The sequence below is a fragment of the Nocardioides sp. Z13_37 genome (assembly GCF_058355585.1).
Window position 1 is genome coordinate 315727 of record NZ_JBZGDV010000003.1, and the last position, 13981, is coordinate 329707.

General features: G+C 74.4%; 7 protein-coding genes and 1 pseudogene. 3 read left to right on the forward strand and 5 right to left on the reverse strand.

What is annotated here, in order from left to right:
- Positions 1 to 379: 379 nt before the first annotated feature.
- Together AC4H2S_RS11120 and AC4H2S_RS11125 are read right to left on the reverse strand one after the other, a co-directional pair.
- Positions 380 to 3529 (reverse strand): annotated as a pseudogene (locus tag AC4H2S_RS11120) (alpha-(1->3)-arabinofuranosyltransferase domain-containing protein); the annotation flags it as partial.
- Positions 3502 to 7620, reverse strand: coding sequence for an alpha-(1->3)-arabinofuranosyltransferase domain-containing protein (locus AC4H2S_RS11125; protein ID WP_491497038.1), 4119 nt, complete (start codon positions 7618 to 7620; stop codon positions 3502 to 3504). The gene AC4H2S_RS11125 and the pseudogene AC4H2S_RS11120, both read right to left, overlap by 28 nt.
- 100 nt (positions 7621 to 7720) lie before the next feature.
- Here AC4H2S_RS11125 and AC4H2S_RS11130 point away from each other — a divergent pair, with 100 nt between their 5' ends.
- On the forward strand, positions 7721 to 8440 hold the full coding sequence (locus AC4H2S_RS11130; protein WP_491497039.1) for a class I SAM-dependent methyltransferase: 720 nt from the start codon (positions 7721 to 7723) through the stop codon (positions 8438 to 8440).
- Positions 8441 to 8478: 38 nt separating this feature from the next.
- Here AC4H2S_RS11130 and AC4H2S_RS11135 read toward each other — a convergent pair whose 3' ends face one another.
- Positions 8479 to 9309, reverse strand: a complete 831-nt coding sequence (locus AC4H2S_RS11135; protein ID WP_491497040.1) for a class I SAM-dependent methyltransferase — start codon at positions 9307 to 9309, stop codon at positions 8479 to 8481.
- Positions 9310 to 9412: 103 nt separating this feature from the next.
- On the opposite strand from AC4H2S_RS11135, the gene AC4H2S_RS11140 reads away from it, so the two are divergent.
- Complete coding sequence (locus AC4H2S_RS11140; protein ID WP_491497041.1) at positions 9413 to 10576, forward strand: glycosyltransferase family 4 protein; 1164 nt, start codon at positions 9413 to 9415, stop codon at positions 10574 to 10576.
- Positions 10577 to 10668: 92 nt separating this feature from the next.
- On the opposite strand, the gene AC4H2S_RS11145 is transcribed toward AC4H2S_RS11140, so the two are convergent.
- Together AC4H2S_RS11145 and AC4H2S_RS11150 are read right to left on the reverse strand one after the other, a co-directional pair.
- On the reverse strand, positions 10669 to 10815 hold the full coding sequence (locus tag AC4H2S_RS11145; RefSeq protein ID WP_491497042.1) for a hypothetical protein: 147 nt from the start codon (positions 10813 to 10815) through the stop codon (positions 10669 to 10671).
- 53 nt (positions 10816 to 10868) lie between these two features.
- Positions 10869 to 12653 (reverse strand): MmpA family trehalose lipid delivery protein, encoded by a 1785-nt coding sequence (locus tag AC4H2S_RS11150; protein ID WP_491497043.1) that lies wholly within the window; start codon positions 12651 to 12653, stop codon positions 10869 to 10871.
- Between the two features lie 66 nt (positions 12654 to 12719).
- Here AC4H2S_RS11150 and AC4H2S_RS11155 point away from each other — a divergent pair, with 66 nt between their 5' ends.
- Positions 12720 to 13973: a lipopolysaccharide biosynthesis protein gene (locus AC4H2S_RS11155; RefSeq protein ID WP_491497044.1), complete on the forward strand. Its 1254-nt coding sequence runs from the start codon at positions 12720 to 12722 to the stop codon at positions 13971 to 13973.
- The last annotated feature ends 8 nt before the right edge of the window (positions 13974 to 13981 follow it).

Sequence of the window (13981 nt, forward strand, 5' to 3'; positions counted from 1 at the left end):
TCGCCGGGCCGGTCGCATCGACCTGCACGGTCTGCGAGCGTGGCCGCGCGCCGATCACACCTGGGGGGACCGTGGACCCGACCTCGGTGGGATCCGAGAGCTCGTCGACGACGCCGAGCGCGGAGTCGGGCGCTGCCAGCACCAGGCCGACCGGGATCCACGCGAACGACGCATCGACCCTCACCGGCACGTCGCCCGCGCCCAGCACCGGTCGACCGCACAGCGTGGCCGGGACGACGGCCGACTGTGCCACCTCACGGGCCGACGCCCGAACGGCCGTCTCGTAGGACCGTGAGCCCACCGTCACCTCCGGACCTGATCCGCACGGCAGCTGCTCGACGGCATCCGCCTCGTAGACCGCGGGAGGAACTCCGAGCACCTCGACCTCGGAGATCGCGAGCGGCACCGGCTGCGACGCGGCGGTGAGGGAGTCGAGCGACGGCTGGGGCAGCTCGGACTCGAAGGCCAGCGAGACCCGGCGCGTGCGCACCGGCGGGAGGTCGACCACCCCGTCGGCACCGATCTCCGCGAGCGCCACGCGCGTCCGGCCGCCGTAGGACACGGTGACATGGGTCGGCTGGCTGGAGAGACGCCGCGCCGCGGTCGTCACCCGGATCCCGGTGACCACGCCGGGGCGCTCCCAGGACAGGTCGAGTGTCGGTGTCTCGTCCTCCGGGGACGGACGCCACGCGGTGCTGGGGTCGTCGTCCGCCGCGGCCTGCGGGCCGACGACGAGGTCTGGCGCGGCGACGCTCGACGCCGACGCGACGATCGAGGGGTGCGCCAGCTCCTGCGCCAGCCGAGCGGACTGCGTGCTGTCCGCTGCGCGCACCCAGACGCGGCCGGCGACCTTCTGCTCGACCGTGGTGCGGAGCACCCTGGCCATGGCGCCGGCGTCGGGCCCGTCGACCGACAGACCCCGGTTGCACACCGTCTCGTAGGCGCCGGGGTCGCGGGTGCCGCCGATCGAGAAGGAGGGGACACACGTGGCGAAGCTCGACGGGCGAGCCGCGAGGACCCAGGCATCGGCGTCGCCTCCGTCGACGACGAGCTCCTCCTCCACCTCCAGCCCCGGAATGGCGACCTCGGCGATCGCGAAGCTGCTGGTCGCCGACGGCGTGCCGCCCACGCCCGTGGCGACCACCCGCAGCCGGGCGGTCCGGCCGGCGACCGCCAGCGGCACCACGCCGTCGGCGGGGACGTCGACCTCGGTCGAGCCGTTGTCGGACTCGAGCCGCACCCGGGTGAGCTGGTAGGTCGCGAAGACGTTCTGCACGACCTGCATCGACGCGTTCGTCAGGTCGGTGACCCCGTCGAAGGAGATCTCCCACCACTCGTCGACGACCGCGCCACGACGCGACTGCCATGCCGTGAACGTGTTGCCGTCGATCGCCGCGGTGGGCACGGCGCCGAGACGTCGTCGCGAGCTGTCGAGGTCGGCGGCCGACGACGAGGCGTGCACCTGTCCGGCCCCCTGCACCGCGCGCGTGGCGGTCGCCCCGGCCCCGGCATCCGCCGGCACGGCGTTGCGTGGCTCGTCCGCACCGAGGCTGGGACCTGCCGGGTCCACGGCGACACGCAGGTCCATGTCGCGCCGCCTGGCGCTGTCGGACACGATGTCGGGCCGCCCGTCGGCGGGCGAGCCGATCGCGAGGGTCGAACCGCCGGCCAGGCGGGCGTCCGCCAGGTCGGCGACCACCTGCGCGTCTCCCGACACCGCCAGCGGCTCGCCGTCCACGACGGCCCCGTCCGCGGCCTCGTCGACCGCCCAGATCTCGAGAGCACCGGACGGGTCGCGGACGCCGAGGTCCACGATGGCCGGCACCACCGATCCGCCGTCCGCGTCCTGCGCCCCGGTGGGATCGATGACGGCGACCCGGGAGGCTCCCAGGCGGATCAGCGCGTGCCGCACCAGCGCGATCGGACGCTCGCGATCGACCGCCGCGGCGACGTCGTTGCGGAGCAGGACGTAGGAGACGCCCAGGTGGCGCAGCGCGGCAGCCGTCCCTGCACCGTCGTGACCGCGGTCGAGCCGACTGACAGCGGCGTCGACCGCTGTCGTCGCCGCGGTGCCGGACAGCGGGAGGGCGTCACGGCCGATCCAGGGCCGCCCGCTGAGTGCCTGCGCCACCATCGGGTCCACGCGACCGTCGGTCACGGCGGGCAGCACGAGCACCCGGCCCGGCGGCGCGGTGTCCGACCAGGCGGCCACGTCGGCCCAGGCCCGTGGGTCGGGCGCTGCGGTCGCGGCGCCCTCCTCCTGGACGGCGAGGACCGGCCCGGCGAGCGTCCCCAGGACCAGCACGGCGAGGCCAGCGCCCGCGAGGCCGGCCTCGCGTGACCAGCCCGACGCAGCACGGGGCACCCGGGCGCGTGCCGACTCCACGACCGGCGTCCACGCGAGCAGCCCCGCGACGCCGATCCAGCCCGCGAGGATGCCCCAGGGCGCCGGAACCGCATCGGTCGCGCCCGCGGCTGCGGCGGGGAGCGGCAGCCAGGACGGCCACCCGCCCGACGCGATGCCCGCGACCGCCATGGCCGCTGTCAGCGCCAGCAGTGCGCCGACGAGCACCCGCTCACGTCCCACCCGCAGGGCCAGGGACGCCAGCGCGACCGCCGCCGGCGCGAGGACCACGCCGGCGACCCAGCCCGGCGACGTCGCGGAGACCCCGGCGGCGAGCGCGAGGGCGTCAGCCGACGCCTCGGTGGCTGCCAGGCCGCCCACGTCGGTGGCGTACGACGCCTCCCACACGTAGGCGGCGAGCCACCAGGCCGACGCTGCCACGGCGAGCAGGGACCACCGTGCGAGCTGCCGGGCGCCCCCCGGCCGCCGGGACGTCGTCACGGCCGCGACGGCACCCGCCGCCAGTGCAGCGAGAGCCCAGACAGGCGACCCGGCCCCGACCAGCCCCAACCAGCCGGCGGAGCCGGCCGCGGCCCGCCACCCGTCGACACGCCGCACCAGCGGCACCAGCACCCACGGCAGCAGGGCCGCCGCGAACGCGTCACCCGGGGCGTGTTGCAGCGAGGCGAGGAGGACGGGTCCGCACGCGTACAGCGCAGCAGCGACCCACGCCGTCCAGGGCTCCTCCGCGCCCGCGACGGTCTGCTCGGTGGTCACCGGGCGGGCACGTGCGAGCCGGACGGCGCCGACCACGGCCAGCACCAGCACCAGCACCGACCACACCGTCCTGCCAGCGGACGGGGGAAGGCCCAGGACGTCGGTCAACCACAGAAAGCTCGAGAGCGGCACCTCGCGCAGTCCCTGTGCGGTGGCGTCGCCCAGCGTGCCCGACACCGTCCACCCGGAGAAGGAGTCCCCCAGCGCACGACCGGGGTCAGCGCCGATCCGGGCGAACGCACCGGCGAGAGGCTGCGTCGCGGTCAGCCTGACGGCGACCGCCGCGGCGAGGACCGACACGACCAGCGTGCGCACACCGGCTACCGGCACCGCCCCTCGCCCTCCTCCTCGTCCGGACACCAGGCTCCGATCCGGATCGCTCACGGCCGGGCGAGCACCCGGCCGCACACGGCTCCCACGGCCAGCGCCACGACGACGTCGGAGCCTACCGGTGGGACGACGATGGCAGAGGTGGACAGGGCGATCACGCCTGCGAATACCAGCGCGCCGGCGGCGGCCGCCCAGCCCTGGACGTCGGGACGGCTCCGGGTGAGCCACCCGACCACGGTGCCGACGGCGAGCGGCAAGGACACGACGGCAAGCACCACGAGACCCGACACCCGCGCCCAGAGGGGCAGGCCGTCCTCGTCGCCATCCCGGCCGCCAGCCTCGCCGCCATCCTCCCCGCCAGCCCCGGCGTCCTCCGCGACCTCGACCTCAGCCCGGCCGTGACGCGGTCCCTCCGTCGGCCACGACGACCCGGACCGCGTGCGCCAGCTCCGCCGCACGAGCAGGGCGACGGCGAGGGCGAGCAGGGCCGCCGCCATGGCGAGCCCGACGGTGATCGCCAGCCGGAACGGCGTCTGGGGTGCGTAGTCCATGACGACGACCCCGGTGGTGCCGGCGGGGACCACGAAGCCCTGGCGCCACCCGTCGAGGACGACCGGATCGAGCTCCGTGGCGCCGACGCGTGCGGTCCAGCCGCTGTTGGCGCTCTCGGCGACGCCCACGACCGACTCCGAGGACACCGACACCTCGACCTCTCGGTGGGTGGCCGCCCACTCCAGGACGGAGGGTCGAGCGGTGGAGGTCGCCGCAGCCGGCGCGGACGGGGTCAGCGCCAGGCTGGAGGTCACGAAGCCGTCGGGGTTCATCACGCGGATGCGGTGCTCCCCCGCCGGCAGCGAGATCGACCGCTTGCCGCAGGCGACGATTTCGAGATCGGCGCCCGTTCGGATGTCGTCGAGGGTGCCGCTGACGCGGGTCTGCACGATGCGCCCGCCGACCTCGATCGTCGGGCCGAAGCCGCACGCCGTGCCCGTGGAGGTTCGGGGGTCCGGTCGGACCTGCAGGTCTTCGATCCCGTCGACCTCGAGCTCGGAGACGCCCACGCCGTCGAGGCCGGCTGGTCCGTACGCCGTGACGCGGAGCCGGTTGGTCCGCACCGGTCGCATCTCGCCGGCGCCGCCTCCCCGGGTCGCCACCAGCTGGGGGTCGCCCGTCCCGGGGCCGCCGTCGACCACGACGAGCTCGGGCAGCTCACCGGGCGTGCCGGGCGAGGCGCGGAGCCTCACGCTCGAGACCGTGCGACGCGGACCCCACGTCAGCTGCAGAGCGGCGGCCGGGTCTCCGGGCGCCGACGTCCAGCCCGTCTCCGCACGTCCGTCGAGCGCGCCGGCCGCGGTCACCGCCGGGTCGCCGCCGTAGGTGGACGTGGCGGTGACCGTCACCAGGTCGTCGTCCAGCGGAGCGAAGAGCCGGTCGAGCGCCGGGCCGTGGGTCGCGAAGGCGCGCCCCTTGAGGGTCCACTCCCCACTCTCCGCGACCGTGATCGTGCGGTCGAAGCCCGGCGTCTCCGACGTCTCCCGCTGCCAGGCCAGCTCGCAGCCCACCACCGAGTGGTCGGTGCCCACGACGCAGGCCCGTCGGGGCACCTCGGCGTGGAGCAGGACGGCGGTGTCGGCGGACACGGGGCCCGGCACCACCAGTGACCGCGTCACGTCGTGACCCGCGATCCGCACGTCGGAGAGACGGACCTGTCCGCGCTCGGCTCCCGCTCCGAGCACGGTGATGCGCAGTCGGGTGGTGGCGTCGTCGTCGATGCTGAGGGTCGGCACCGCACCGCCGGGCTCGACCTCGGCCACGGCGGAGCGGTCGTCGGTCGATACCCGCACCGAGGTGACCGGTGCTCCGGTGAAGGTGTCGAAGGACAGCGACACCTCGCCCACCCGGATCGGTGCGTCGAACGTCACCTCGATCCACTGTCCCTCGGGTGGCGCCAACGGGTCGGTGCCCCACGCCGTGAAGATCGAGTGGTCGAAGGCGGACCACGGGTGCTGCTCGGGCCGCACCGGCCCCAGGATGTCGGCGTACCCGGCGGAGGTGGACGCGACGATCTCGGCGGCCCCGTCATAGTCGGCGACGGTGCGCGCCTGCGGCATGGCGTCGTCGCTGTGGTCGTGGGCCAGCCGCCGGACCCGGTAGGAGTCGGTCGCCGTCATCACGCCCGACCGGGGGTCCTGGACCCGGCCGAAGCTGCGCTCGACGCGGCGCAGGCTGTCGGTGACGACGTCGGGGCGCTCGTCGCCCGTCGCGAGGACGACCGCCTGGTCCTCCCCCACCAGGCCCGCTGCGCGCACGTCGGGGACGGCCTCGGGTGCGCCGTCGACGACCGCCCGGTCGGCCCAGTCCTGCACGTCCACGCGCGGCTCGTCATCGTGGCGCAGCTCGTAGACCTCCACCTCGGCGACGCCGTCGGACGTGCTCCCGAACGCGGCGGCCAGCGCGGCTCCCCGGACGTTGGCGACCGCGGTGCGCACCAGCGCGTGATCGGGTGCGTCGGCCTCGTCGCGGTCGAGGTCGTCGCGCACCATCACGTGGGTGACACCGAGTGCCTCGAGTGCGGCGGCGAGGCGCTTCTGCGGCCGCGGCTCGGCGACCGACTGCTCCACGGAGTCGAGCAGGCGCAGCGTCCCGGCGGGCGCGACGGTCACCTGGGCACGGGCCATCCACGGCGTGGGGTCGAGCACCTGGATCGGCTCGTCGATCGTCCGCCCCCAGGTCTGCACCGCGAACCCCGCGCCCGGGAGCACGATCGCCCGCGTCGGACCCGGCTGCTCGTCGAGGAAGGCGACCGCGTCGCGCCACTGGTCGGGTATGTCGTCGAAACCACCCGTCGTGCGCAGCGACCCTGCTGCTGCCGGGCCGGCGGCGACGAGCACGACGAGAGCGACCGCGCCCATGGCGATGCCGCGGGCGGGGAGCGCGGCCGAGGTGCTCGTACGGCGCCACGTGCGCGGCAGCGCCGACGTCACGAAGGCGCCGACCCCGAGGCTCAGCGGCAGCCTGACGACGGGGTCGAACTTGTGGATGTTGCGCAGCGGCGCGAGCGAGGTGTCGAGCGCGTGGAGCCAGGCGTCGGCGAGCACGGAGCCGGCCCATCCACCGCTCCCGGCGGTCAGCACCGCCAGGCCGACCAGCACCGAGACGGCCAGCGTCCGCCGCTCCCAGAGCCCACGCTGCAGCAGGCCCACCAGGCCGACCGCCGCGACGAGCACGGTGGGGAGCAGCAGGAGTCGCGAGGACGCCAGCTCGTAGCCGCCCTCCCAGCCGACCTGGCCGCCCCCGGGGAAGAAGGCGACCCAGTGGCTGGTGCCGCGCAGCGACGACAGCCACCCCGTCGCACCTGCGGTGTTGCGGGCGGACTCGATGAAGTCGAGGAAGGGAGGGGCGTACGCACCGAGCAGCAGGAGCGGCACCACCCACCACAGGGAGGCGACGCCCACGAGCGCGCCCCACCCCGCGAGGTGGCCGAACCGCTGGCGCAGCGACCGTCCGGAGGCGAGGGCGAGGAGGAGCGCCGGGAGGACCAGACACGCCACGACCAGGGTCGCGTTCTGGCCTCCCATCAGGGGCACCGTCGCGGCCGACAGGACGAAGGCCACCCAGCCGCGCATCCGGCCCCTGAGGAACAGCACCAACGGCAGGACGGTCCACGGCAGGACGGCGGCGGGGAGGGTCTCGCCGCTCAGCCCACCGACCGTGGTGAGGACCCGGGGCGACAGCATGTAGGTGAGACCGGCCAGCACGGCGCCTGCCGGGCCGATCCCCGGCCACCTCGAGGCGAGACGTCGCGCCCCCTCGTAGGCGAGCAGCATGACCGCCGCCGACCACAACCGCTCCCACACCCACATCGGGACGCCGAGTGCCTCACCGAGGAGGAAGGCCGGGCCCATCGGGAAGAGGTAGCCCGACGCCTGGTTCTGCAGCCCACCCAGCGCCCAGTCGGCGTTCCACAGGTCGAGGCTGCGCGACAGCAGGGCACCGGGATCGAGCTGGAGGTCGAGCTTGGTGTCGAACGTGATGCGTCCCGGCTGCTGCAGCAGGTTGAGCACGACCACGCCGACGTAGACGAGAATGGTGACGCGGGTGGGCCACGCGGGCCGTGATGGCCGGCGCCACTGGCGCACCGGGGCCGTGGTGGCGGCGCCGTCAGTCACTGAGGCTGCCTCCCATGTCGACCCAGCCGAGCGCGGCGCAGTCTATATTCTGCGTCGTCACTCTCGGCCACCCCGGCCGCCCGGCCGCAAGGAACTCCAGATGAGCGATCGCCCAGCCCTCGACTTCGAGGCCGTCTGGGACGTCGCGTCGACGATCCCGGGGTGGCTCACCCAGGAGCAGGCGAGGCTGCTGTTCGACACCGCGCGCGAGCTGCCCGCCGGCCCGCTCCTGCTCGAGATCGGCAGCCACCAGGGAAAGTCGACGGTCGTCCTCGGATCCGCCGCCCGGGCGCACGGTGGCCGCGTCGTCGCCGTCGACCCGTTCGTCGACGGTCGACTCTTCGGCGGTCCCTCGACCCGGACCAAGTTCGAGACCAACGTCCGTCACGCGGAGCTGGCCGACACCGTGGAGCTGCTCCCCGACTACAGCACCCGAGCGCGGCCCACGTGGACCCGTCGCATCGACTACCTCTACATCGACGGCAAGCACGACTACTGGACCCTCAGCGACGACCTCAAGTGGGCCGGCCACCTGCCGCCCGGCGCACCGATCCTCGTGCACGACTGCTATTCCTCCATCGGGGTGACGCTCGGCGTGCTCGCCAAGGTCCTGCCGTCGCGCACGATCCGCTACGAGCGTCGCGCGGGCTCGCTGGCACTGTTCCGGGTGGGCCGCCCGAGCGTCGCCGACCGGGTGCGCATCGTGCGCGAGATCCCCTGGTGGGTGCGCAACGTCGCGGTCAAGGTGCTCCTGCGACTGCGGCTGCGCTCCGTGGCGGCACGGGCCTTCGGCCACGAAGGGCCCTACGACCCCTTCTGACCGCCCGGCCCGCACGCGCGCACAGGCACCTCGCGGTGTCACTGCGCGGCGTCGGTCCCGGGCAGGCGGTAGATCCTGCGCTCCAGCACCTCACCGCCGTCGCGGCCGCGGCAGAGCTCCGGCTTGACGACCTCGTCCAGACGGATCGTCCGGTCGCTGCGCCGCCGCCGCGTGCGCCACGTCAGCGCCCCGGTCAGCGCCTGCGCGGCCGCGGCCTCCCAGCCGCGCTGGTGTCCGGGTGCGCGCATCGCCTCGGCGAAGAACGCCGGATCGAGCTCGCCCTCGGTCCGCAGGTCGACCGACCCGCTCCAGTGATACTGGATGACGCGGTGCTCGAAGCGCCGGTTGAGCAGGTCGTCCAGCTCCTGGCGTACGCCGGCGCGCTCGATGTAGGCGTCGATCTCGGCGTCGAACCACGGCGCCTGCTTGGCCGTCATGACCAGCGTCGGCCCGTCGGCGCCCTCCTCCAGCCGGCACCACCACACGTGGGACGGGAAGTCGACGATCTTGGCGCTCGCCGCCTCGGGGACCTCGATGTAGCCGGCCCTGGCCACCCGGCCGAGCTCCGCGGCGACGGCGGCCGGGTCCTCCACGTGCTCGAGCAGGTTGGAGCAGATGGCGTAGTCGAACGCACCGTCGCGGAAGGGCATGTCGGCGGCGTCGGCGTCGAAGAGGGGACGGCTCACCCGAGCCGCCGCCCGTCCGGAGCGCTGGGCGGCGTGCTCGGCGCCCGCGTAGCGGTCGAGCAGCACGTCGGCGCGCCACGAGGGCTTGTCTCCGCTGCCGACGTCGAGGACGAGCGCGTCGTCGTCGACCGGCACCGCGATGCGGCGCTCGTAGAACAGTCGGAGAGCGTCCAGGCCGGTCATGGGGACGGAGTATGTCAGGCACGACCCGGCCGCTCGGGCCGCGTCGGCGATCTCCTGGAGAGCAGGCTCACACGAAACCCAACTGACGGGTAACATCCTGCGCATGCAGGCACCTGACCGGGCGTCACTCGAGGGACGCCACGTCGTGCTCTTCAACTGGCGCGACACCCAGAACCCCGAGGGGGGCGGGTCGGAGCGCTACGTCGAGGCGATGGCGCGCGGCCTCGTCGACCGCGGCGCACGAGCCACCATCTTCTGCGCCGCCCACGACCATGCGCCGGGCGACGAGGTCGTCGACGGAGTGCGCTACGTCCGCCGCGGCGACCACCTCGCGATCTACCTGCTCGGCATGCTCCACCTGGTGCTGCGCCGCTTCGGAAGGGTCGACCTGGTGGTCGACGTGCAGAACGGGCTGCCCTTCTTCACCCGCCTGGTCACCCGGGTCCCCGTCGTCGTCCTGGTCCACCACGTCCACCGTGAGCAGTGGCCGGTCGTCTTCCCGGGCCTCCTGGGACGGGTCGGCTGGTGGATCGAGCGGGTCGTCGCGCCGCGCGTCTATCGTCGCTCGCAGTACGTCGCCGTGTCGCGGGCCACCCGGGCCGAGCTGATCGCCCTGGGCGTGGGCCGCGATCGCATCGCCGTCGTCCACAACGGCACCGCGCCGCCGCCGGCGCTCGACATCGCTCCCAGCACCTCGCCCCTGCTCTGCGTGCTGGGGCGACTGGTCCCCCACAAGCAGGTCGAGCACGCCATCGACGCGATCGTCGCGCTCCGGGCCGATCGGCCCGATGCAGTGCTCGTGGTCGTGGGCAACGGCTGGTGGGAGGAGTCCCTGCGCGCCTACGTCGCCGAGCACGCGGCCGAGGACGCCGTCCGGTTCACCGGGCACGTCAGCGAGCACGAGAAGCACGAGATCCTGGCCAGCTCCTGGCTCATGGTGCTGCCGTCGCTCAAGGAGGGCTGGGGCATCGTGGTCGGCGAGGCCGGCAGCCACGGCGTGCCGACGGTGGCCTACGCCTCGGCGGGTGGGACGCGGGAGTCCATCGCCGACGGCACCTCGGGACTGCTCGTGGACACGCCCGAGGAGCTCACCGAGACCGTGCGCCGTCTCGTGCGCGACGACTCCGAGCGCACTCGCCTCGGCAAGGGTGCGCGCGAGATGTCGGACATGTTCTCCTGGTCGCACTCACAGGAGTCGTTCGCCCACGTGCTCGCCGACGTGCTCGCTGGACGGCGTGTCGCGGTCGAGGACCCTGACGGGCCCTGACAGGGCGACGACCACCGATCACGCTGCCGCGGGACAGTGCCGCGGGCGGTGCTGCGGGGAGGGGGTGCCGGCTCGGGGGCAGCGGCGCCGTGCTACTCGGCGGTCTGCTGGTTGGTGCCGTAGTCCATGACGCTCTGGTCAGGCTGCGACGGCGCGCTGCTCACCGTGCTGACGACGCCCACGGTGGTGAGTCCGGCAAGCACGCAGCCGACAACGACCGCGACGATGCCACCAATCATTCCCTGCACGTCAATGCTCCAGTTCAGTAGACCGAGAGAAACCTAGCACTCCGTCAGACGCTGCGGTGCATTTGACGCCGACTCTTCCACCGGCCGGTCGCCACGAGCACGGCGGCGGCCGTGAGCGAGCCGCCGGCGAGTGTCCAGGCGAGGAGCAGCAGGACCAGGGGGAAGGGACGCTCCGCGGGTGCCCTCGTCTCCTCGCCGGGCTCCCCGGGCAGCGCCCACACCGTGAGCAGGCTGCCGTCGTGCAGGACCGTCGCGTCCCCGAGCGCGGGGGCAGTGCCGTACGCCGGCGCGTCGAGGCCCTCGTCGGCGAGCGCCTGCGCGGCCTCACGGTCGAGGACGACCCACCCGATGCCCTCGTCGGCCAGCGCCCGCCGCAGGTCGGTGCCCCGCATCGAGGAGAGGGCGCGCGCCACGCGACGGGCCCGGGCGTCCTCGCCGGGCACCTGCGTGCCGGAGACCACGAGCGTGTCGCTCGCCAGGTAGTCGGCCGGGAGGTAGCGACCGACCGGGTCGAGGGTCCGGCGCCCGCCGTTCCAGCCCGGACGGCGGTAGGACGTGAACGGCAACGCCAGCACGTCGCCGGAATGGCCGGCGCGTCGGCTGTCCGCGAGCGCGTGGCGGGCCTCGGCGTACTCGTCCGGGTAGTCCGCGGCGTCGAGGCGCCCGGAGAGGCCGAGCGCGGCGTCGGGCATCAGCGTGACCGGCGCGAGGACCAGCACGGTGCCCAGCAGCGCGGCCGGCGCCCGCCGTGGCACCGCCTCGACCAGCCGCACCACCCCGAGGCCGAAGAGCAGCGCCTGCAGAGGTGCGACGAGCGCCACGAACCGCGTGCCGTCGCGCAGCAGCCCCGCTCCGGGGACATGGGCGACCACCCAGCCCACGACCTCGGGCGCGGCCGCGCCGGCCAGTGCCAGCACCAGGCCGAGCGCCGCGGGCACGAGCAGCGCCACCCGGTCGGGCCCGGCCGTGGACCGGACCCAGCGTGCGGCGCCCGCGGCGCAGACGGTGAGGACGAGGACGAGGGCCACGACGGCCACCCACGTGGTCCGCGAGCCCGGGACGACCTCGGCGTTCCAGATGCCACCGAGCCCCAGCACGGCCGCCCAGGGGGGAAGGTGTCCCTCGGCGTGCGCCGCGAACAGGGTCACCGCGGTGGGGTCGCTCACCGCGCCGGTGCCGTGGAGGGCGCCGGCCACGACCCACGGGGAGTTGACCGCTGCCACCGCGGCGACCGTCCACCCGAGCCTGCGCGTCGCGGGGCGTCCCGATGCCACCACACCCACCGTCGCCATCACGCCGGCGACGAGGCCCCCGACGGGGCTCAGGCTCGCCAGGCCCAGCCACAGCACGAGCTGCGGGAGCGCCCGCTCCCCCGCCCCCACCCGCCGGGCGCACAGGTGGATCCACGGCAGTGCGGCGTAGGTCAGGAGGAGCGGCCAGTGGCCGATGCCCAGCCGCTCGGCGACGAACGGGTTCCAGACGTAGAGCGTCGCGGCCGCCACCGAGGCGAGCAGGCCTCCGCGCTCGGCCATTCGCCAGGCGCCCGTGCCGGCCACGGCGAGCGCCCCGAGGAGGACCGCCTTCTGCAGCACCGCCCCCGGCACCACCTCGTCGACCAGCGCGACCACCAGGTCCGACGGCACGGCCCGCGGCAGGCCCGATCCGAGACCCAGGAAGTCGGGGCGCACCGCGAGGTCGGGCACCCACACCATGTCGTAGGCCAGCACGTAGCCCGGGCCCAGCGCACCCCCCAGCAGCAGGACGCCGAGCAGGGACGACCACAGCACGGGGGCGAGGCGAAGGGCCACCGCACTGGTCGTCGTCCGCACGGGAGCACAGCCTAGGTGCACCGGGGCTCGCAACCCGGTGCCGAGGCCGGGACCTAGGATGCCGCAGTGACCAGGCCGACGAGGGTGCGCCCCCCGCGCACCTTCGACGGCAGCACCGTCGCGGTCGCCACCAGCGCGATGAACATCGCCACCTACGGGTTCACCATGGTGGCCGCCCGGGTCCTCGGGCCGAGCGAGTACGGCGCGCTGGCCGCGTGCCTGGGGTTGCTGATCGTGCTGCAGGTCGGGGCACTCGGCCTGCAGGCCACCGCGGCCCGACGCATCGCCGTCGACCGCGACAACGTCGCTGCCATCGAGCGGGCGATCCTCTCGCTCACCAGGAAGGTCGCGCTGGTCGCGGGAGGGGTGATGCTCGCGCTGGCCCCGGTGACCCAGCGCCTGCTCCGGCTCGACGAGCTGAGCACCGCCGTCATCGTCTCGCTCGTGGTCGTCCCGATGACCCTCACCGGCGGCCAGGCGGGCGTGCTCCAGGGCGAGCGCCGGTGGGGAGCGCTGTCGGCCCTCTACCTCGCGAGCGGCATCCCCCGGCTCGTCGTCGGCACCTCGCTGATCCTGTGGCGCCCCGACGCGACCAGCGCGGTCCTCGGCGTGGCCATCGGCTTCCTCTTCCCCCTGGCCGTCGGGTGGTGGGCCGTGCGCGATCGTCGTACGCCGGGCGTGGAGGCGCCGGAGCACTCGGCGCGCGCGATGCTGGCGGAGAGCACCCACAACGCCCAGGTGCTGTTCGCGTTCTTCGCCCTGTCGAGCGTCGACATCGTCGTCGCCCGGCAGGTGCTCGACGGCCACGACGCCGGTCTCTACGCCGCGGGCCTCATCATGACCAAGGTGATGCTGTTCCTGCCTCAGTTCATCGTCGTGGTGGCGTTCCCCGACATGGCCTCGCCCGAGCGGCGACGGCGCGCGCTGGTGCGCAGCCTGGCGGCGATCGGCGTCCTCGGTGCCCTCGCCGTGGTCGCCGCCAAGGTGCTGTCCGGGGTCGCGATGATCTTCGTCGGCGGTTCGGACTTCGGCGAGGTGGAGGGACTGCTGTGGCTGTTCGCGGCGCTGGGTACCGTGCTGGCGATGCTGCAGCTGCAGGTCTACGCCGTCCTCGCGCGCCAGGCGCGGCGCTCGGTGCTCCTGGTCTGGGCAGCGCTCGCCGCCGTCGTCGCGCTCGGGCTTCGGGCCGACACGGTCGGCGGTCTCGTCACCTCGGTCGTCGTCGTGGACGCCACCCTGCTCGGCGTGCTGACCCTGGCGAGCCTCCGCATCGCCCGGACGGCGCCCCCGCCGGCAGAGCCTGCGACGCTCGCGGCCTGACCGCGGCC